Annotated in this window: 20 protein-coding genes; 13 read left to right on the top strand and 7 right to left on the bottom strand. The window is 59.5% G+C overall.

The window, feature by feature from the left end:
• Positions 1 to 103: 103 nt before the first annotated feature.
• Positions 104 to 1,297, bottom strand: a complete 1,194-nt coding sequence (locus tag N438_RS01235; RefSeq protein ID WP_224232615.1) for an MFS transporter — start codon at positions 1,295 to 1,297, stop codon at positions 104 to 106.
• Between the two features lie 186 nt (positions 1,298 to 1,483).
• Positions 1,484 to 1,732: a tautomerase family protein gene (locus tag N438_RS01230; protein ID WP_004175772.1), complete on the bottom strand. Its 249-nt coding sequence runs from the start codon at positions 1,730 to 1,732 to the stop codon at positions 1,484 to 1,486.
• Positions 1,733 to 1,792: 60 nt separating this feature from the next.
• Between N438_RS01230 and N438_RS01225 the strand changes: the two genes are divergently transcribed.
• Together N438_RS01225 and N438_RS01220 are read left to right on the top strand one after the other, a co-directional pair.
• Positions 1,793 to 2,254 (top strand): helix-turn-helix domain-containing protein, encoded by a 462-nt coding sequence (locus N438_RS01225; protein ID WP_009307678.1) that lies wholly within the window; start codon positions 1,793 to 1,795, stop codon positions 2,252 to 2,254.
• Between the two features lie 177 nt (positions 2,255 to 2,431).
• Positions 2,432 to 3,649 carry an MFS transporter gene (locus tag N438_RS01220; protein WP_008804557.1) on the top strand — a complete coding sequence of 406 codons (1,218 nt, stop codon included), beginning with the start codon at positions 2,432 to 2,434 and terminating at the stop codon, positions 3,647 to 3,649.
• Between the two features lie 82 nt (positions 3,650 to 3,731).
• On the opposite strand, the gene N438_RS01215 is transcribed toward N438_RS01220, so the two are convergent.
• Positions 3,732 to 4,640, bottom strand: coding sequence for a DUF535 family protein (locus N438_RS01215; protein WP_012967984.1), 909 nt, complete (start codon positions 4,638 to 4,640; stop codon positions 3,732 to 3,734).
• Between the two features lie 290 nt (positions 4,641 to 4,930).
• On the opposite strand from N438_RS01215, the gene N438_RS01210 reads away from it, so the two are divergent.
• Positions 4,931 to 5,071, top strand: a complete 141-nt coding sequence (locus N438_RS01210; RefSeq protein WP_012967982.1) for a hypothetical protein — start codon at positions 4,931 to 4,933, stop codon at positions 5,069 to 5,071.
• A gap of 47 nt (positions 5,072 to 5,118) precedes the next feature.
• Here N438_RS01210 and N438_RS01205 read toward each other — a convergent pair whose 3' ends face one another.
• Complete coding sequence (locus N438_RS01205; protein ID WP_012967981.1) at positions 5,119 to 6,009, bottom strand: LysR family transcriptional regulator; 891 nt, start codon at positions 6,007 to 6,009, stop codon at positions 5,119 to 5,121.
• Between the two features lie 140 nt (positions 6,010 to 6,149).
• Between N438_RS01205 and N438_RS01200 the strand changes: the two genes are divergently transcribed.
• From N438_RS01200 to N438_RS01175, 6 genes are read left to right on the top strand one after another with little or no spacing between them, the layout of a single operon-like run.
• Positions 6,150 to 6,857, top strand: coding sequence for a CoA transferase subunit A (locus N438_RS01200; protein WP_023297776.1), 708 nt, complete (start codon positions 6,150 to 6,152; stop codon positions 6,855 to 6,857).
• Between the two features lies 1 nt (position 6,858).
• Positions 6,859 to 7,515: a CoA transferase subunit B gene (locus N438_RS01195; RefSeq protein ID WP_008804553.1), complete on the top strand. Its 657-nt coding sequence runs from the start codon at positions 6,859 to 6,861 to the stop codon at positions 7,513 to 7,515.
• A 9-nt stretch (positions 7,516 to 7,524) separates the two neighbouring features.
• Entirely contained in the window at positions 7,525 to 8,706 is a 1,182-nt protein-coding gene (locus N438_RS01190; protein WP_023322772.1) for an acetyl-CoA C-acetyltransferase, read from the top strand.
• Positions 8,707 to 8,717: 11 nt separating this feature from the next.
• Complete coding sequence (locus N438_RS01185) at positions 8,718 to 9,641, top strand: 3-hydroxyacyl-CoA dehydrogenase family protein (protein WP_038422680.1); 924 nt, start codon at positions 8,718 to 8,720, stop codon at positions 9,639 to 9,641.
• 44 nt (positions 9,642 to 9,685) lie between these two features.
• Positions 9,686 to 11,080 (top strand): GntP family permease, encoded by a 1,395-nt coding sequence (locus N438_RS01180; RefSeq protein ID WP_008804551.1) that lies wholly within the window; start codon positions 9,686 to 9,688, stop codon positions 11,078 to 11,080.
• A gap of 23 nt (positions 11,081 to 11,103) precedes the next feature.
• Positions 11,104 to 11,874 carry a 3-hydroxybutyrate dehydrogenase gene (locus tag N438_RS01175; RefSeq protein ID WP_008804550.1) on the top strand — a complete coding sequence of 257 codons (771 nt, stop codon included), beginning with the start codon at positions 11,104 to 11,106 and terminating at the stop codon, positions 11,872 to 11,874.
• A gap of 53 nt (positions 11,875 to 11,927) precedes the next feature.
• On the opposite strand, the gene N438_RS01170 is transcribed toward N438_RS01175, so the two are convergent.
• From N438_RS01170 to N438_RS01160, 3 genes are all read right to left on the bottom strand, one after another.
• Positions 11,928 to 12,269 (bottom strand): hypothetical protein, encoded by a 342-nt coding sequence (locus N438_RS01170; protein ID WP_023322774.1) that lies wholly within the window; start codon positions 12,267 to 12,269, stop codon positions 11,928 to 11,930.
• A 210-nt stretch (positions 12,270 to 12,479) separates the two neighbouring features.
• Positions 12,480 to 12,872 carry a cell envelope integrity TolA C-terminal domain-containing protein gene (locus tag N438_RS01165; protein WP_023322775.1) on the bottom strand — a complete coding sequence of 131 codons (393 nt, stop codon included), beginning with the start codon at positions 12,870 to 12,872 and terminating at the stop codon, positions 12,480 to 12,482.
• 90 nt (positions 12,873 to 12,962) lie between these two features.
• Positions 12,963 to 13,835 carry a LysR family transcriptional regulator gene (locus tag N438_RS01160; RefSeq protein ID WP_008804549.1) on the bottom strand — a complete coding sequence of 291 codons (873 nt, stop codon included), beginning with the start codon at positions 13,833 to 13,835 and terminating at the stop codon, positions 12,963 to 12,965.
• A 106-nt stretch (positions 13,836 to 13,941) separates the two neighbouring features.
• On the opposite strand from N438_RS01160, the gene budA reads away from it, so the two are divergent.
• The 4 genes from budA to N438_RS28655 all read left to right on the top strand — a co-directional run bounded on the left by budA (position 13,942) and on the right by N438_RS28655 (position 18,242).
• A complete protein-coding gene (gene budA, locus N438_RS01155; protein WP_008804548.1) occupies positions 13,942 to 14,721 on the top strand; it encodes an acetolactate decarboxylase in 780 nt (259 codons plus the stop codon).
• Positions 14,722 to 14,730: 9 nt separating this feature from the next.
• Positions 14,731 to 16,410 carry an acetolactate synthase AlsS gene (alsS, locus tag N438_RS01150; RefSeq protein ID WP_023297780.1) on the top strand — a complete coding sequence of 560 codons (1,680 nt, stop codon included), beginning with the start codon at positions 14,731 to 14,733 and terminating at the stop codon, positions 16,408 to 16,410.
• A 23-nt stretch (positions 16,411 to 16,433) separates the two neighbouring features.
• Positions 16,434 to 17,204 carry a (S)-acetoin forming diacetyl reductase gene (locus N438_RS01145; RefSeq protein ID WP_008804546.1) on the top strand — a complete coding sequence of 257 codons (771 nt, stop codon included), beginning with the start codon at positions 16,434 to 16,436 and terminating at the stop codon, positions 17,202 to 17,204.
• Between the two features lie 396 nt (positions 17,205 to 17,600).
• On the top strand, positions 17,601 to 18,242 hold the full coding sequence (locus N438_RS28655; RefSeq protein ID WP_023322776.1) for a hypothetical protein: 642 nt from the start codon (positions 17,601 to 17,603) through the stop codon (positions 18,240 to 18,242).
• Positions 18,243 to 18,296: the final 54 nt, after the last annotated feature.

The raw sequence follows: 18,296 nt of genomic DNA, 5'->3' as shown, positions 1-18,296 counted from the left end.
CATGTAGCGTCTGTGACGTTTTTACGCGCAAGGAGTCAGATGAATTTCAGCAATGCATAGCTGAAAAAAGCAAAAGACGGCCTGCGCAGCGGCAGGCCAGGCGCTAAGCGCGGGGTGGGGATAAGGGGCGCAGCAGCAGGGTCAACAACGCCACCGCAACCGGGACCAGGGAGCCCCACAGCACGGCGTTCCAGCCGAAGGCGTTGAGCAGAACCCCGGACGAAAACGACCCCACGATCATCACGCCGAAGACCAGAAAATCGTTGAGCGACTGAACCTGGGTCTTCTCTTCCGGGCGGTGGAAATCGATGATTTTCGCCGAGGCGCCGGTGAAGCCAAAGTTCCAGCCGATGCCGAGCAAAATCAGCGACAGCCAGTAATGATACACGCCGAGACCGCTCAGGCCGACCGCCACCGACGCGGCGGTGATCAGCAATCCCGCCGCCGCCATTCGCACTGCGCCGAAGCGCTGGATCAGCCGGCCGGTGAAAAATCCCGGGCCGTACATCGCCATCACATGCCACTGGATCCCAAGGTTGGCGGCCTGCTGGGAAAGACCGTGCATATGCATGGAGAGCGGCGCGGCGGTCATCAGAAAATTCATCACCATATAGGCCACCGCGCCGCTGAATACCGTGGTGGCAAAACCCGGCTGGCGGACAATCTCGCGCAGCGGCCGCCCTCCGCGCACGCTGGCCGCGGTGGGCTCCGCCGGCGTCACCCCTCTCAACAAAAAGGCGGCCAGCACTGCAACCAGCGCCTGAGCGAGGAAGGTGACGGCGAAGGTATGTGCCGGCCAGAGGTGCATGGTGCCGGTGACCAGCATCGGGCCAATGATCCCGGCGGCCACACCGCCGCCCATCACCAGCGACAGCGCACGGGCGCGACGCGCCGGGGCGACGCCGTCGGTGGCGGCAAAACGAAAACTGAGCGCCACGGCGGCATAGGCGCCGCCAAGCATCGCGGCGAGACAAAACAGCAGAAAAGAATTCAGCACTACCGCCAGGGCGGCCGCCAGTCCGGTCACCATCCCGGCGCCGGTGCCGAGCCTGAACGCCGCTTTGCGGCCCCGCGTTCGCGCCAGCGCGCCGAAAGGCAGAATGGAGGCCGCCATCCCCAGTACAAACAGGGTGATCGGCAGCGTGGCCAGCGACGGGCTGGGGGCAATCGCGTTACCCACTATCGCGCCGGTAGCGTAGAAGACCACCGAGTTGGCGCCGGCCAGCGCCTGAGCGGCAGCCAGGCGAAAGATGTTTTTGTTCTGCACCGCCAGCGGCAGCATGTGTTCTGTAGACATCCGTTGTTTTCACCGGTTTGAGAGTGGCGCCAGGCTGGCCGTCTGGCATCGCGCCCTGTTTGTTGGGTTCCCTGACCGTTACCTTAGCCGCAAAATACGCTTTTGCACCATAGCGAATCGCAATATTACCCGGCGATCTGGCCCCTCTTCTGCGTCAGATCGCCGGGCCGGGCTTCGCCGCCCGTTTTATTCCGGGGATCCGTCGCGTCGCGCGGCGGCAAATTTCGCCGCGATCATTGCGGCCGTCGGCTGGACGCCGCCCAGACTCCACTGCTCCGGGTCATGTTCGTCAATGCGGATCCAGACGGACTGACGGAACTGCGGATCGCCCTGCCCCTCAATCTCCACCAGCAGATCGGTCATCCGTCGCAGCAGCTCACTTTTCTGTTCCGCGGTCATGATCCCTTTAATGGTTTGCACGTTAACAAATGGCACGCTATTCTCCTTAGCATCTAGGTCTAAAATTCAAACTCAGAGTAGAAGGTCAATCTCGCGATGTCAAAAAATAAATCACTGCCCTACCTCGACCCGGCGCTGTGCGGCCTGGCGGAAGGGGCGAAAATCCTCGGCGACCGCTGGGTGCTGTTGATCCTCCGCGAGGCGTTTTACGGCGTGACGCGCTTTGAAACGATGCTGTCGCACACCCATATTACCCGCCAGACGCTCACCACCCGGTTAAAAACCATGACCGAAACGGGATTGCTCAGCAAAGTGCCCTACCGGGAAGCCGGCTCCCGCGAACGGTATGAATATGTTCTGACTGATAAAAGCCGTAGCCTGGCGCTGGTGCTGTTCGCCCTGATGGAATGGGGCCATCAGCACGTGCTGCACAGTGCGCCGCATATAGCATTGGTGGACAGCGCCAGCGGCGAGGCTGTCCATCCGGGGTTTATTACTGCCAGCGGCACCGTGGCGAGCCCCGCCGCCCTGCAGATCGTCAAGGCAGACGAACGCTAATAGCGCCGCTACAGAACTTTCGTACGCCTCTGGCGAAAGCCGCCGCAAGCGGGTATGTTGCATAGCCACGGTACCCGACGAGCGCGGGACATTTTTGTTTCATCGAACTGTGCGATAAAGGATGAAGGTATCCGGTGACCATTCCGACGCGCAGATCGCGCATGCTAAAGGTAGAAAATGTCGCTTCGTTCTCTGCGGGCTTTATGTCTGACCAGCTTTTTTATTGCCGACGTGCGCGACGGCCTCGGCCCGTTTCTGGGGATCTTTCTCACCCAGCGTCACTGGCAGGCGGAGGACATTGGCCTGCTGATGTCCGTCGGCGGTATCGCCGGCCTGCTGGCGACCCTGCCCGCCGGCTTCATCACCGACAGCTCGCGGCATAAGCGCTTGCTGCTGGCCGGGGTCTGCCTGGTGATCACCCTCACCACCCTGCTGCTCTGGTTTAGTCAGAAGACCAGCGTGGTCGCCCTCTCGCAAGTCGCCAGCGGCATCTGCGCGGCCTTTGTCGGACCGCTGATCGCCGGGATTACCCTCGGTCTTGCCAGACAGCGCGGCTTTAGCGCCCAGATGGGGAAAAACGAAGCCTTCAACCACGCGGGGAATTTCTTCACCGCGCTAATGGCCGGGGCTATCGCCTGGTACTGGGGCATCGGCGGCATTTTCATTCTGATGGCCTGTACCACGCTGCTTACCCTGGTCGCCCTGCTGGCGATCCGCGGCGGCGATATCGACGATGACGCCGCCCGCGGCATCGAAGCGGCATCCACGCCCTCCCTGCCGGGGTTTGCCATCCTGTTCCGCCATACGCCGCTGCTGATCGCCGGCGTAACCCTGATGCTGTTCCATCTCGCCAATGCCGCACTGTTGCCGATGCTGAGCATGCGGATCGCCGCCGCGCCGGGACACCTCAATCCCGGACTGTTTGCCGCCGCCACGGTGATTATTTCGCAGGTGGTGATGATCCCGGTGGCCATCCGGGTCGCCGGCAGCATCGACAAATACGGTTACTGGCGATGCATCCTGCTGGCGCTGCTGATCATGCCCATCCGGGCGGCGCTGGCGGCGTCCAGCGACGCCCCGGCGATGATGGTCCCGGTGCAAATTCTTGATGGCCTGGCGGCAGGGATTTTGGGGGTGGCGGTGCCCAGCTTTATCGTCTCGCTGCTGCGCGGCAGCGGGCACGTTAACGCTGGACAGAGCGTGGTGATGCTGATGCAGGGCGCCGGGGCGGCAATGAGTCCGGCGTTAACCGGGTCTATCGCCGGGCACTACTCCTATGCCACCGCCTTCGGCGTGCTGAGCGTTATCGCGATTGTCGCCCTGATGGTATGGTGGCGCAGCGCTCCGCTGCTCACCGTCTCCGCGTCACCGCCAATCGGCGAGAGCGGGCAGTAACCTACGGCACAGCGACCGGGGGAGAGAGGAAATCGCCAGCCGGGTAGCAGCCCCCTGCAGCCCGGCTGGCGTATGAGAGGCGTTAATTCACCCGTGCTTGCAACGTAATGTGCTGCAGGGCGTTCGCCATATCTATCTGAATCAACTCCTTGACACCTTCGCGCTTAATAAACTGGCTCCGGTGCTTACTTTTCACCTCTTCAATACTTTTTTTGATCTCTTGCGCCGGCAATTTATACCAGCCGCGAGCCTGTTTCTCACCGCCCATTTCCAGCCACAGCGATGAATAACTGGCTTTCACCAAATCGCTTTTCACGTGGAAATCGGAATCGATCGCGTAGACCGTGGTGATGCTGAAATAACGCAGGAAACCATACAGCACGCTCATGATGATATTTTTCGGCCGCGCGCCATGCAGCTCTTTAGTCAGCACCTTCACTTCGTCATTGGTGATATCTTTCCCGCCCTGGATGCCGCCAATATAGGCGCGGCCATCGTCGGTACAGGAAAAACAGACGCTATAGACGCGCCGGTCGCCGAGAAACAGCTGCAGCATCAGCTCGCCCTCCTCCTGAAACGGCGACGCCAACAGTTTAACGTCAAGATTATCGCCATTTTTCAAAGGAATAGAGAACATCGCGCGACCAAAATCCGCCACATTGTACAGCTGCGGCAGGACATCAGGGTGAAACGTTTTCTCAATAAAATTCAGTGAACCGTGGGCAATATCCAGCTTGCGTCGTTTTGACAGCCGTTTATTGAGATACGCTTTAAACGGTTTATCCTCAAAAGGCACCAGCCCTTTGGTCACGGCGGTCAACCGCGCACACTGATATTTTGCACAAAGTTCTTGATATTCTCTGTATTTACCTCCTGCGAGCGAGAGCTCTCTGCATTTTCGTAAAACTTTTTTATAGTTTATTTTGACCTGACCGATCACTTTATTATGTTTACGCCATTCTTTGATGGCGCCTGCAACAGTATGTTCCATTGATTAAGATCCATAGATTCATCCATAATCGCGGCCATATTAACATAAAAGCTTTTCGTCAACGCTTAATTACTCCTTCGTTGTCCTTTCATTTAATATATACACAGGAAATCATTCTGTATGGTGATTAATAAAGCCAACTCCCGCCTGTCAACGGTTATTTATAGTAGGGAAAGCCTGCCGCCCCGCGACTTAACGCTCTGTGCGTTCGGCGCGCAGAGCGGCTACATCCGCTGGCGGTTTTGCCCTATACTTGACGCTGATTAAAAACCAGCGACGATAGGTAACTTATGGAAATTGATCTCGACAACCTGGTCTTCAACGGCCTGGATGAAGCGGAAGAACGCAACGCGGAGCGTCTGGAAGAAGCGGACAAAAAAGCGCAGGCGATCGTTGCCGATGACGATTGCGGCGACGCCTGCAAAATCTGATAGTCAAACCGGCCAGCAGGCCGGTTTTTTTTGCCCCTCCCGCCTGCTCAGGCCGGCAAGAAACCTTTCAGCGTATCCAGCAGCGCCTGCGCCGCCTTCGACAGCGGCATATGCCCGGCATGGATCGCGCCGACGCACTTCTCAATCGGCGGATCGCTGAGCGGGATGCAGACGGCCCCCAGGGACGTCATCTGCGTTTTACACAGCGCCGGTACCGCGCTGCCCCCCAGGCCGCTGGCCACCATTCTCCCCACCGTCACCAGCTGGTGACTCTCCAGCGCTACGTCCAGCTGGCGACCGCTGCGCGCCAGCGCCTCCTCCAGCATCAGGCGTACCGCCGAGGGACGCTGCAGGGTAATAAAATCGAGGGTCAACAGCTCCTGCCAGGTGAGCTGCTTTTTCTTCGCCAGCGGGGATTGCCGGGGAACGATCGCCACGAAGCGGTCCACCGCCAGCGGGGTAAACAGCAGGTTGTGGGTGGGCGATGGCTCGAAGGCAATACCCATCTCCACTCGCCCCTCGCGCACCATCTCGATCACCTGCTCATTAATCACATCATGCACCGTGACGTTCACGCCGGCATAGCGGTCGCGAAAGGCCTTCAGCGCCTCCGGCAGGACGTTGGCCGCAAACGACGGCATCGCGGCCACCGAAATTTTACCCCGTTGCAGGGTAAAGCTCTGACGCATGGCCTCCTCGACGTTATCCCAGTCGGCCAACAGCTGACGGGCCATCGGCAGAAAGAGTTCCCCCTCCTGGGTAAGGGTCACTTTGCGGGTGCTGCGCTGCAGCAGCGCGCCGCCCAGCGCCTCCTCTAACCCTTTGATGGTCAAACTGAGGGCTGGCTGCGACAAATTGAGCCTTTCGCTGGCGTGGGCGAAATTCAGAGTGTGAGCTACCGCTAAAAACGCGCGTAACTGTTTGACACTCATTCTCATTTTTCTTCCTGTTAACTAATTGAAAAAAATTAGTTAACAGGAAATTAATTAAAATTCCAAATGAGTGGGTCACAAATTCAAAATTATCAAATCAGTCTCCAGCGCCAATGATAAGGCTATCGCAAGGCAGGAGAGACAAGATGGCAGGACTGGATAAACGCGTCGCCAGCTATGAAGCGGCGCTGGAAGGGTTAACGGACGGCATGACGCTGCTCGCCGGCGGTTTCGGCCTGTGCGGCATTCCCGAGAACTTGATCGCCGAGGTGCAGCGTCGCCAGGTGCAGGGGCTGACGGTGGTCTCCAATAACTGCGGCGTCGACGGCTTCGGTCTCGGTATGCTGCTGGAGTCACGCCAGATCAGCAAGGTGGTGGCCTCTTACGTCGGGGAGAACGCGCTGTTTGAACAGCTGGTGCTGAGCGGCGAGCTGGCGGTTGAGCTCACTCCTCAGGGAACGCTGGCCGAAAAAATTCGCGCCGGCGGCGCCGGGATCCCCGGTTTTTACACCGCCACCGGGTATGGCACCCCGGTCGCCGAAGGCAAAGAGGTTCGCCAGTTCGCCGGCAGGCACTACATCCTTGAAGAGGCGATCCGCGGCGATTTCGCGCTGGTCAAAGGCTGGAAAGCCGACTGGTACGGCAATGTGGTATATCGCCATACCGCGCAGAATTTCAACCCGCTGATGGCCACCGCCGGGCGTATTACGGTGGTGGAGGTGGAAGAGATTGTACCGCCGGGCGAACTGCCGCCCTCCGCCATCCACACCCCGGGGATCTATGTCGACCGGCTGATCGTCGGGCAATTCGAAAAACGAATTGAACAGCGCACCCTGCGCGCCGGAGGGAAGTGAGATGCTGACCCGTGAACAAATGGCGATGCGCGTCGCCCAGGAGCTGCGCGACGGCGACTACGTCAACCTCGGGATCGGTATCCCGACGCTGGTGGCCAATTACATTCCCGCCGGTATTGAGGTGATGCTCCAGTCGGAGAATGGCCTGCTGGGGATGGGCGAATTTCCAGACGAAGCCACGATCGACGCCGACATGATTAACGCCGGCAAGCAGACCGTCACCGCGCAAACCGGGGCGGCCATCTTCGACTCCGCTCAGTCGTTCGCCATGATCCGCGGCGGCCACGTTGACCTGACCGTTCTTGGCGCCTTTGAGGTCGACGTCGCGGGCAACATCGCCTCATGGATGATCCCTGGAAAAATGGTCAAGGGGATGGGCGGCGCCATGGACCTGGTAGCCGGCGCGCAGAACATCATCGTGGTGATGACCCACGCCTCAAAAAACGGCGAATCCAAACTGCTGCCGCAGTGCACCCTGCCGCTCACCGGCGTGGGCTGTATTCGCCGGGTGCTCACCGATCTGGCCCTGCTGGACATTGTCGACGGCACGTTTGTCCTGCGCGAAGTGGCCCCGGGAGTGAGCCCCGACGAGGTGATGCGTAAAACGGCGGGACGACTGATCGTGGCCGACGATGTGCGCGAAATGCGCTTCAGCTAAGGAGAGACCATGACCGATATTGCCATTGTTGCTGCAGTACGCACTCCGGTCGGCAGCTTTCGCGGCGCCTTCGCCCCTCTTTCCGCCGTCGACCTCGGCGCGGCGGTGGTGCGCAGCCTGCTTGAACGCGGCCAGCTGCCCGCCGCGGCGGTCGACGAACTGATTTTCGGCCAGGTGCTCACCGCAGGCTGCGGGCAGAACCCGGCGCGCCAGACCGCGCTGCGGGCTGGCTTGCCGATCGACACCCCGGCGGTCACCGTCAATCTGGTGTGCGGCTCCGGGCTGAAAGCGGTTCAGCAGGCGGTGCAGGCGATCCGCTGCGGCGACGCCGAGATCGTCATCGCCGGCGGCCAGGAGAGCATGAGCAATGCCCCCTATCTGATGCACGGCGCCCGCGACGGCCTGCGTTTCGGCCACGCCAGCCTGCAGGACAGCATGATTCTGGACGGCCTGTGGGACGCCTTTAACGACTACCACATGGGCATTACCGCCGAGAATCTGGCTGATGCCTTCGACATCAGCCGTGAGCGCCAGGATGCCTTTGCCGCCGGGTCCCAGCGCAAAGCGGCGGCCGCCATCGCCGCCGGACGCTTTCGCGAGGAGATCGTCCCGGTCAGCGTCCCGCAGGGCAAAAAGCCGCCGCGTGTCGTGACTGACGACGAGCAACCGCGCCCGGAGACCAGCGAGCAGCAGCTGGCCCAGCTGCGCCCGGCGTTTCGTCCCGCTGACGGCAGCGTCACTGCCGGAAACGCCTCGTCGCTGAACGACGGCGCCGCGGCGGTCCTGCTGATGCGCGTCGATAAAGCGCACGAGCTCGGGCTACCGGTGCTGGCGCGCATTGTCAGCTCAGCGGTCGCCGGGGTCGACCCATCGGTGATGGGCATCGGCCCGGTGAGCGCCTGCCGTAAAGCGCTGCAGCGCGCCGGCTGGACGCTGGACGAGGTGGATCTTATCGAAGCTAACGAGGCTTTTGCCGTCCAGGCGCTGGCCGTCGGTCAGCTGCTTGAGTGGGATAGCGAGAAGGTCAACGTCAACGGCGGCGCCATCGCCCTTGGCCATCCCATCGGCGCCTCCGGCTGCCGGATCCTCGTCAGCCTGGTGCATGAGATGCAGCGCCGGGGCGCCAGCAAAGGGCTGGCAACCCTGTGCGTCGGCGGCGGCCAGGGCATCGCCATGACTCTACAACGTTAACAGGAGCCACTATGTTTACACCACGCCTGGCGGTACTCGGCGCGGGACTGATGGGCGTAGGTATCGCCTGCCATTTCGCCCGTCACGGTCACGCCGTCCGCCTGTATGACACCGATCCGCAGCGTCTCGCCGAGGTTCCGGCGGTGGCCAGCGCCATCCTGCGCGAGCTGGAGGCGAGCGGCCAGCAGGATCCCGCCGACCGCGACGCTGTGCTGGCCCGTCTGACCCCCACCCCGGCGCTGAATACCCTGGCCGACACCACGCTGCTGATAGAAGCGATCCCCGAGCGGCTGGCACTGAAGCACGCCCTGTATGCCGAACTGGAAACGCTGATCGCCGACGAGGCGATTATCGCCAGCAACACCAGCGGCCTGCCGCCGGACTCGCTGGCGCAGGGCATGCGCCACCCTGAACGGCTGCTGATCGCCCATTTCTGGCATCCGCCGCACCTGATCCCGCTGGTGGAAGTGGTGCCCGGGAGCGCCACACTGCCCCATCTGGCGCGCCAGGTGAGCGACTTTTGCGCCGCCTGCGCGCTGGAAGCGGTGGTGCTCAATCGCGCCGCGCCGGGCTTTGTCGGCAACCGGCTGCAGTTCGCCCTGCTGCGCGAAGCGCTGCATATCGTCCACAGCGGCATTGCCTCTGCCGAGGTAGTGGACCAGGTGATGCGCGCCTCGCTGGGCCGCCGCTATGCGATGGTCGGCCCGCTGGAGGCAGCGGACATGACCGGGCTGGCGACGGTCCAGGATATCTGCCAGCACCTGCTGCCGGAGCTGGCCAGCGGGAGCGAGATGATGTCGCTGGTGGCGGAAAAGGTGGCGCGAGGCGACACCGGCGCCCGCAGTGGACAAGGCTTTTACCGCTGGGATGAGGCGCGGCAACAGCGCATCCAGTCGCGCCGGGAACATCAGCTTCGCTACGCTCTGAAGCCCTAGTATCGCGTTCTGTACCCCTACAATAACAATGAGAGTGAGACGTCGTGATGAGTGTGATAATTGCCCTGGCCGCGCTGGCGTTACTGATGCTGGCGGCCTACCGTGGATACAGCGTGATCCTCTTTGCGCCGATCGCCGCCCTCGGCGCGGTGCTGGTCACCGACCCGGGCGCGGTCGGCCCGGCCTTTACCGGCCTGTTTATGGAAAAAATGGTCGGCTTTGTGAAGCTCTATTTCCCGGTGTTTCTGCTGGGCGCCGTGTTCGGCAAGCTGATTGAGCTGTCGGGATTCTCGCGGTCGATTGTCGCCGCCGCCATCCGCATCCTCGGACGCCGCCACGCGATCCCGGTGATCGTGCTGGTGTGCGCCCTGCTGACCTACGGCGGGGTGTCGCTGTTTGTGGTGGCTTTTGCCGTCTACCCCTTCGCCGCCGAACTGTTTCGCCAGAGCGGGATCCCCAAACGGCTGATCCCGGCCACCGTCGCCCTCGGGGCATTCTCGTTTACCATGGACGCCCTGCCCGGCACGCCGCAGATCCAGAATATTATCCCCACCAGTTTCTTCGGCACCAACGCCTGGGCGGCCCCCTGGCTGGGGCTTATCGGCTCGCTGTTCATTATCATCTTCGGTTTGCTGTGGCTGGAGCGTCAGCGCCGCAAAGCGCAGGCCCGCGGCGAAGGCTATGGGACCGACCTGCAAAATGAGCCGGAGACCCCGGATGACATCGATCTGCCGCATCCGCTGATCGCTATCGCCCCGTTGCTGTTAGTGGGGGTGCTGAATCTGCTGTTTACCCACTGGATCCCGCAGTGGTACGGCGCCAGCCATGAGCTCACCCTGCCGGGTCTGGCGAAGCCTGTCGTCACCGAAGTAGGGAAAATCACCGCTATCTGGGCGGTGCAGGCGGCGCTGCTCTCCGGCATTGTGCTGGTGCTGGTCTGCGGCTATCGCAATATCCGCGGCCGGCTGGCGGAGGGGAGCCGAACGGCGGTGGGCGGGGCTATTCTCGCGGCGATGAACACCGCCTCTGAGTACGGATTCGGCGCGGTTATCGCCGCCCTGCCGGGTTTCCTGGTGCTGTCGAAAGCCCTCGCGGCCATTCCCAATCCGCTGTTAAACGAGGCGATCAGCGTCACGGTGCTGGCCGGGATCACTGGCTCGGCCTCCGGGGGGATGAGCATCGCGCTGGCGGCGATGTCCGAGACCTTTGTCGCCGCCGCCCACGCCGCCAATATTCCGCTCGAGGTCCTGCACCGTGTCGCCGCCATGGCCAGCGGCGGCATGGACACCCTGCCGCATAACGGGGCGGTGATCACTCTGCTGGCGATCACCGGCCTGAGCCATCGCCAGGCCTACGGCGGTATTTTCGCCATCACGGTGATCAAAAGCCTCGCGGTACTGTTTGTCATTGCCACGTTCTATGTGACCGGCATTGTCTGATACCCGATTGAAGGAGTAATAAAATGAATTTGCACGGTAAAACAGCGCTGGTCACCGGCTCCACCAGCGGCATCGGTTTAGGGATCGCCAAAGTGCTGGCTCAGGCGGGCGCGCAGGTGATCCTCAATGGCTTCGGCGACAGCAGCCACGCCCGGGCTGAAGTCGCCGCGCTGGGTAAGATCCCCGGCTATCACGACGCCGACCTGCGCGACGTCGGGCAGATCGAGGCGATGATGCACTATGCCGAAAGCACCTTCGGCGGCGTCGATATCGTGATCAATAACGCCGGCATCCAGCACGTCGCCCCGGTGGAGCAGTTCCCGGTGGACAAATGGAACGACATCATCGCGATCAATCTCTCCAGCGTCTTCCACACCACCCGCCTGGCGCTGCCGGGCATGCGCCAGCGCAACTGGGGGCGCATCATCAACATAGCCTCAGTGCATGGCCTGGTGGCGTCGAAAGAGAAATCGGCCTACGTCGCCGCCAAGCACGCGGTGGTCGGGCTGACCAAAACCGTGGCCCTGGAAACCGCGCGCAGCGGCATCACCTGCAATGCCATCTGCCCGGGCTGGGTGCTGACCCCGCTGGTGCAGCAGCAGATCGATAAGCGCATCGCCGAGGGGGTCGACCCGGAGCAGGCCAGCGCCCAGCTGCTGGCGGAAAAACAGCCCTCCGGGGAGTTTGTCACCCCGCAGCAACTGGGCGAAATGGCGCTGTTTCTGTGCAGCGATGCCGCTGCCCAGGTGCGCGGCGCCGCATGGAATATGGATGGCGGCTGGGTGGCGCAGTAGACGAACTCGGGGAGTCAGGTAATGGCTCCCCTGTTACTGCAGCGCCAGGCTGACTAACCGCTAATTGACTTCAAGGTGGCAGCTGCAGTGATCAACACGCCAATCACCACAGGATAAAAAACAGCATAAATGATATAACACTCAATTTTCCGGTCTCTGGTATAGAAATAGATGGTGTTACCAATACTAATGAGAGACCCCAGGAAACCAACGGTGGCTAAAACAGCTATAAACGTTAATAGCCAGTAATATGCCCCACCCACACCACGGTTGCTGAGACAACCCAACATTGCCAGCGCTTGCAACAAACACAGTGCCATTGCGCCGGAGCAATTTTCGCAAATTTTGCCGTAAAGTCTGAATGTTGACCACACCTGTAAATTAATTTTATTCACTGACCACTCCTTGTTTAAGGCAGCAAATGATTTAACCCTGTGAAATTCAATTTCTATTTCCTGAAATGCTTAAAAGCATTAATTTAATCAACGAATACAATAACCTACTATTGAAAACAATAAAAAGCACAATACAGTTATATATTAATATTATCCCTCCTTTCTCTCGGAAAATTATGAGTTAGTTAACCAAAAAAGACTTTTCTCAATCTAGTCTCCCTGCATATTAAAACGTGACCGGGCAAAGGCATCATAGACTTGCTGACTGGTAAATGCCGGGAAGGTCGCCCGCGCTGCCGCTTCGCGTAGCGCGGCGCAGTATGCTTTATTTCCCTCGACGGCGTCGATTTTTTTCAGTTTACCATCGCGGGCAAACTCAAGATGCAGACGGCACTTTTTCCCGTGCCACGCATATCGATCGGCAAGCTGGGCCTCCAGCGCGTTTTTAATCGCCCTTGCCTGCTGCCCATATTCATCCTCGTCGCTAAAACGTCCGGAGCTACAGCTGCCGAGGGCCGAGGTTTTATGGCAATCGGACGGGTGCAGCGGTGCGCAGCCGCTAAGCACCGCAAGCAACATCACCGGCATCACTCTTTTTTTCATAACTCTCCCTGTTTGTACAAGCACTGAAAGACCGCCTAACTGTAACGTGAAAGCGAAAGCATGCGGCCTGCCAATTATCAGGTGCGACAATTAAAACATCGCCAGAAAGCGTTTCACCGTGCGCGAGCGCTCAAAGCGCCGCCAGGCGATAGCGATATCGGTCTTCAGCGGCGCCCCGCTGAGCGGGTGATAGCTGACGTTCGGCTGTTGAATGCAGGTCATCGACTGCGGAACCAGCGCGAAGCCGAACCCGGCATTGACCATGCTCAGCGACGACGAAATCTGCGACGACTGCCAGGCACGCTCCATGTCGATCCCGGCGCGCAGGCAGCTGTTGTACACCAGCTCATACAGCCCGGGGGCCACCTCCCGCGGGAAGAGGATCGGCGCCACGTCGCACAGCTGCTCCAGGGCCAGGGTCGGCTGCGTCGCCAGCGGGTTATCGCGCGGCAGCGCGATGACCATCGGCTCCTCATCAATAATCCGCAGATTAAAGGCTTTACTGCTCTCGCACGGCAGACGGACGAAGGCGATATCCAGCTCGGCCTCGCTCAGGGCGGTCATCAGATTGGCCATATTGTCTTCCATCTGGTGCAGGGTCACCCCGGGGTGGTCGAGCTGAAAGCGGTGCAGCAACGTGAAGATTTGCGGATGGAAAGCATCAGAACTGGTAATGCCTAGCGACAGGCTGCCGTTCATCCCGCGCGCAATGCCCTTGGCCTTCTCCAGCGCCGCATCGCTCATGGCGAGGATCTGGCGGGCATCCTCATAGAACGACTCTCCCGCTTCCGTCAGCTCCACCCCGCGGGTTAAACGCCGAAACAGCGGGGTCCCCACCTCGCGCTCAAGTCGCTGAATTTGCTGACTTAAAGGAGGTTGTGAAATACCCAGTTCCTTGGCGGCCTGGGTGAAGTGCCGCGTCCTGGCGACGGCGACAAAATAACGAAGATAACGAAGTTCCATATCGAAAACGTCTCAAACCAGCATGGTTTCTATATTGGAACTGTGAGCTGAATCGGGTCAACATTTATTTAACCTTTCTTATATTTGTTGAACGAGGAAGTGGTATATGAATCACTCTGCTGAATGCACCTGCGAAGAGAGTCTGTGCGAAACCCTACGGGCGTTTTCCGCGCAGCATCCGGAGAGCGTGCTCTATCAGACATCGCTAATGAGCGCCCTGCTGAGCGGGGTTTACGAAGGCAGCACCACCATCGCGGACCTGCTGAAACACGGCGATTTCGGCCTCGGCACCTTTAATGAGCTGGACGGGGAGCTGATCGCCTTCAGCAGTCAGGTCTATCAGCTGCGCGCCGACGGCAGCGCGCGCAAAGCCCAGCCGGAGCAAAAAACGCCGTTCGCGGTGATGACCTGGTTCCAGCCGCAGTACCGGAAAACCTTTGACCATCCGGTGAGCCGCCAGCAACTGCACGACGTTATTGACCAGCAAATTCCCTCTGACAACCTGTTCTGCGCCCTGCGCATCGACGGCCATTTCCGCCATGCCCATACCCGCACCGTGCCGCGCCAGACGCCGCCGTACCGGGCGATGACCGACGTCCTCGACGATCAGCCGGTGTTCCGCTTTAACCAGCGCGAAGGGGTGCTGGTCGGCTTCCGTACCCCGCAGCATATGCAGGGGATCAATGTCGCCGGGTATCACGAGCACTTTATTACCGATGACCGCAAAGGCGGCGGTCACCTGCTGGATTACCAGCTCGATCACGGGGTGCTGACCTTCGGCGAAATTCACAAGCTGATGATCGACCTGCCCGCCGACAGCGCGTTCCTGCAGGCCAATCTGCATCCCGATAATCTCGATGCCGCCATCCGTTCCGTAGAAAGTTAAGGGGTTCACATGGACAAACAGTATCCGGTACGCCAGTGGGCGCACGGCGCCGATCTCGTCGTCAGCCAGCTGGAAGCGCAAGGCGTACGTCAGATCTTCGGTATCCCCGGCGCCAAAATCGACAAGGTGTTCGACTCACTGCTGGATTCCTCGATTCGCATTATTCCGGTACGCCACGAAGCCAACGCCGCGTTTATGGCCGCCGCGGTCGGACGCATTACCGGCAAAGCGGGCGTGGCGCTGGTCACCTCCGGTCCGGGCTGTTCCAATCTGATCACCGGCATGGCCACCGCCAACAGCGAAGGCGACCCGGTGGTCGCCCTGGGCGGGGCGGTGAAACGCGCCGATAAGGCGAAGCAGGTCCATCAGAGTATGGATACGGTGGCGATGTTCAGCCCGGTCACCAAATACGCCGTCGAGGTGACGGCGCCGGATGCGCTGGCGGAAGTGGTCTCCAACGCCTTCCGCGCCGCCGAGCAGGGACGCCCGGGCAGCGCGTTCGTCAGCCTGCCGCAGGATGTGGTCGATGGCCCGGTCAGCGGTAAAGTACTGCCGGCCAGCCGGGCACCGCAGATGGGCGCCGCGCCGGATGACGCCATCGACCAGGTGGCGAAGCTTATCGCTCAGGCGAAGAACCCGATCTTCCTGCTCGGCCTGATGGCCAGCCAGCCGGAAAACAGCGCGGCGCTGCGCCGTTTGCTGGAGGCCAGCCATATTCCGGTCACCAGCACCTATCAGGCCGCCGGGGCGGTGAATCAGGATAACTTCTCTCGCTTCGCCGGTCGGGTCGGGCTGTTTAACAACCAGGCCGGGGACCGTCTGCTGCAGCTCGCCGACCTGGTGATCTGCATCGGCTACAGCCCGGTGGAATATGAACCGGCGATGTGGAACAGCGGCAACGCGACGCTGGTGCATATCGACGTGCTGCCCGCTTATGAAGAGCGCAACTACACCCCGGATGTCGAGCTGGTGGGCGATATCGCCGGCACCCTCAACAAGCTGGCGCAAAATATCGATCACCGGCTGGTGCTCTCCCCGCAGGCGGCGGAGATCCTCCGCGACCGCCAGCACCAGCGCGAGCTGCTGGACCGCCGCGGCGCGCAGCTGAATCAGTTTGCCCTGCATCCGCTGCGCATCGTTCGCGCCATGCAGGATATCGTCAACAGCGACGTCACGCTGACCGTGGACATGGGCAGCTTCCATATCTGGATCGCCCGCTACCTGTACAGCTTCCGCGCCCGCCAGGTGATGATCTCCAACGGCCAGCAGACCATGGGCGTCGCCCTGCCCTGGGCCATCGGCGCCTGGCTGGTCAATCCTGAGCGCAAAGTGGTCTCCGTCTCCGGCGACGGCGGCTTCCTGCAGTCGAGCATGGAGCTGGAGACCGCCGTCCGCCTGAAAGCCAACGTGCTGCATCTCATCTGGGTCGATAACGGCTACAACATGGTGGCTATTCAGGAAGAGAAAAAATATCAGCGCCTGTCCGGCGTCGAGTTCGGGCCGATGGATTTTAAAGCCTATGCCGAATCCTTCGGCGCCAAAGGGTTCGCCGTGGAAAGCGCCGAGGCGCTGGAACCGACGCTGCGCGCGGCGATGGACGTCGACGGCCCGGCGGTGGTGGCCATCCCGGTGGATTATCGCGATAACCCGCTGCTGATGGGTCAGCTGCATCTGAGTCAGATTCTGTAAGTCATCACAATAAGGAAAGGAAAATGAAAAAAGTCGCACTTGTTACCGGCGCCGGCCAGGGGATTGGTAAAGCTATCGCCCTTCGTCTGGTGAAGGATGGATTTGCCGTGGCCATTGCCGATTATAACGACGCCACCGCCAAAGCGGTCGCCTCGGAAATCAACCAGGCCGGCGGACACGCCGTGGCGGTGAAAGTGGATGTCTCCGACCGCGATCAGGTATTTGCCGCCGTTGAACAGGCGCGCAAAACGCTGGGCGGCTTCGACGTCATCGTCAATAACGCCGGTGTGGCACCGTCTACGCCGATCGAGTCCATTACCCCGGAGATTGTCGACAAAGTCTACAACATCAACGTCAAAGGGGTGATCTGGGGTATTCAGGCGGCGGTCGAGGCCTTTAAGAAAGAGGGGCACGGCGGGAAAATCATCAACGCCTGTTCCCAGGCCGGCCACGTCGGCAACCCGGAGCTGGCGGTGTATAGCTCCAGTAAATTCGCGGTACGCGGCTTAACCCAGACCGCCGCTCGCGACCTCGCGCCGCTGGGCATCACGGTCAACGGCTACTGCCCGGGGATTGTCAAAACGCCAATGTGGGCCGAAATTGACCGCCAGGTGTCCGAAGCCGCCGGTAAACCGCTGGGCTACGGTACCGCCGAGTTCGCCAAACGCATCACTCTCGGTCGTCTGTCCGAGCCGGAAGATGTCGCCGCCTGCGTCTCCTATCTTGCCAGCCCGGATTCTGATTACATGACCGGTCAGTCGTTGCTGATCGACGGCGGGATGGTATTTAACTAATAAAAAATAAGCTCTGACATGGCTTGCCCCTGCTTTCGCGCAGGGGCTTTTTTGGTTTGAGTGTAAGTGTAAGCATCCCGGGGAAACGAAGCATCAATACTTGAGGGCTTCTGGCGTTCCTACTTGCGCTTCTGGCACGACGTGGGCAATCTGACTGGGATGAAGGTCTGATTTGAGCGAGGAGCGGAAGTTCGGGAACGGGATAGCTCCATTGATGACTTTATGCTACGTGTTAAACCACAGGTAATGGAGTTGCTGCCGGAGAAAGTAGTATTCTTTAGACTGAGATCTTTTGAAAGGAACTGTAGTTGCTATAAAATTGAGGAACCAAATTTTTTAGCTTTTAAAAAATAAAATATTATCTCTTTTAGAAATTAGATAAGCAGGAGAAAAGCTATGATATCGGTAATAAAGGACCTATTTAGTAACCAAGTGGTTTCCGCAGTCATTCTTACTATCATTGGAGCGATTACAAAAAAGTATATTCAGTTTCATCGCAGAGACTTTTTTTCACGCTCACCCTCCGAGCAGATAAAAGCAGTCGAATGGCTTAGAACCTCTTCTGTACCCATCTCCGATCCGTTAGCAAAGGCGGAACAGCAGTTCCGCCTACAGTCGTTCGGACTGCATAGAGATTGGCATTTATCTTATAAAATCATATGCTTGAGTTCCGATTATGCACAGTCATTAATTCCGTCCTTGAAGGCAGTCTTGCGTTATCAGGGCATGTACACAATTACTAACGGGAATATATACCCTCATAAATTCCATAAGTGGATAATACCTTTTGTGTTAATATCGTTGCTATTATATATCGGTGCTGAGATATACAGAGGTTCTTCACAGAGTGATGGTATAGAGATTTTGAAATCTCTATACGTCGTTATTGTGGCTTTTATAGTATGGTGTTGGGTCGCTGCTTGTGCTCTGAGAGTATCAAGCATCAGTAAAAAGCTCAATGCCTATATCCCACCCGCAAACGATTTTAAATCCAAGACATACGATTTCAGTTCAATACTCAATAATAGATATCCCTAGCCTGGCTGATCTGCTTCCCGTAAATACTGATACCTGGCAGTAAGCGAGATCCGC

The sequence above is a fragment of the Klebsiella sp. GL120222-02 genome (assembly GCF_003097195.1).
GTDB classification, from domain to species: Bacteria; Pseudomonadota; Gammaproteobacteria; order Enterobacterales; family Enterobacteriaceae; genus Klebsiella; species Klebsiella variicola.
This window is presented reverse-complemented; position numbering and strand designations above follow the sequence as displayed.

Excerpts from the sequence above, each read along its gene's own strand:
- N438_RS01235 (WP_224232615.1), bottom strand. The coding sequence starts at position 1,297 with ATGTCTACAGAACACATGCTGCCGCTGGCGGTGCAGAACAAAAACATC.
- N438_RS01225 (WP_009307678.1), top strand. The coding sequence starts at position 1,793 with ATGTCAAAAAATAAATCACTGCCCTACCTCGACCCGGCGCTGTGCGGC.
- N438_RS01220 (WP_008804557.1), top strand. The coding sequence starts at position 2,432 with ATGTCGCTTCGTTCTCTGCGGGCTTTATGTCTGACCAGCTTTTTTATT.
- N438_RS01215 (WP_012967984.1), bottom strand. The coding sequence starts at position 4,640 with ATGGAACATACTGTTGCAGGCGCCATCAAAGAATGGCGTAAACATAAT.
- N438_RS01210 (WP_012967982.1), top strand. The coding sequence starts at position 4,931 with ATGGAAATTGATCTCGACAACCTGGTCTTCAACGGCCTGGATGAAGCG.
- N438_RS01205 (WP_012967981.1), bottom strand. The coding sequence starts at position 6,009 with ATGAGAATGAGTGTCAAACAGTTACGCGCGTTTTTAGCGGTAGCTCAC.
- N438_RS01200 (WP_023297776.1), top strand. The coding sequence starts at position 6,150 with ATGGCAGGACTGGATAAACGCGTCGCCAGCTATGAAGCGGCGCTGGAA.
- N438_RS01195 (WP_008804553.1), top strand. The coding sequence starts at position 6,859 with ATGCTGACCCGTGAACAAATGGCGATGCGCGTCGCCCAGGAGCTGCGC.
- N438_RS01190 (WP_023322772.1), top strand. The coding sequence starts at position 7,525 with ATGACCGATATTGCCATTGTTGCTGCAGTACGCACTCCGGTCGGCAGC.
- N438_RS01185 (WP_038422680.1), top strand. The coding sequence starts at position 8,718 with ATGTTTACACCACGCCTGGCGGTACTCGGCGCGGGACTGATGGGCGTA.
- N438_RS01175 (WP_008804550.1), top strand. The coding sequence starts at position 11,104 with ATGAATTTGCACGGTAAAACAGCGCTGGTCACCGGCTCCACCAGCGGC.
- N438_RS01165 (WP_023322775.1), bottom strand. The coding sequence starts at position 12,872 with ATGAAAAAAAGAGTGATGCCGGTGATGTTGCTTGCGGTGCTTAGCGGC.
- N438_RS01160 (WP_008804549.1), bottom strand. The coding sequence starts at position 13,835 with ATGGAACTTCGTTATCTTCGTTATTTTGTCGCCGTCGCCAGGACGCGG.
- budA (WP_008804548.1), top strand. The coding sequence starts at position 13,942 with ATGAATCACTCTGCTGAATGCACCTGCGAAGAGAGTCTGTGCGAAACC.
- alsS (WP_023297780.1), top strand. The coding sequence starts at position 14,731 with ATGGACAAACAGTATCCGGTACGCCAGTGGGCGCACGGCGCCGATCTC.
- N438_RS01145 (WP_008804546.1), top strand. The coding sequence starts at position 16,434 with ATGAAAAAAGTCGCACTTGTTACCGGCGCCGGCCAGGGGATTGGTAAA.
- N438_RS28655 (WP_023322776.1), top strand. The coding sequence starts at position 17,601 with ATGATATCGGTAATAAAGGACCTATTTAGTAACCAAGTGGTTTCCGCA.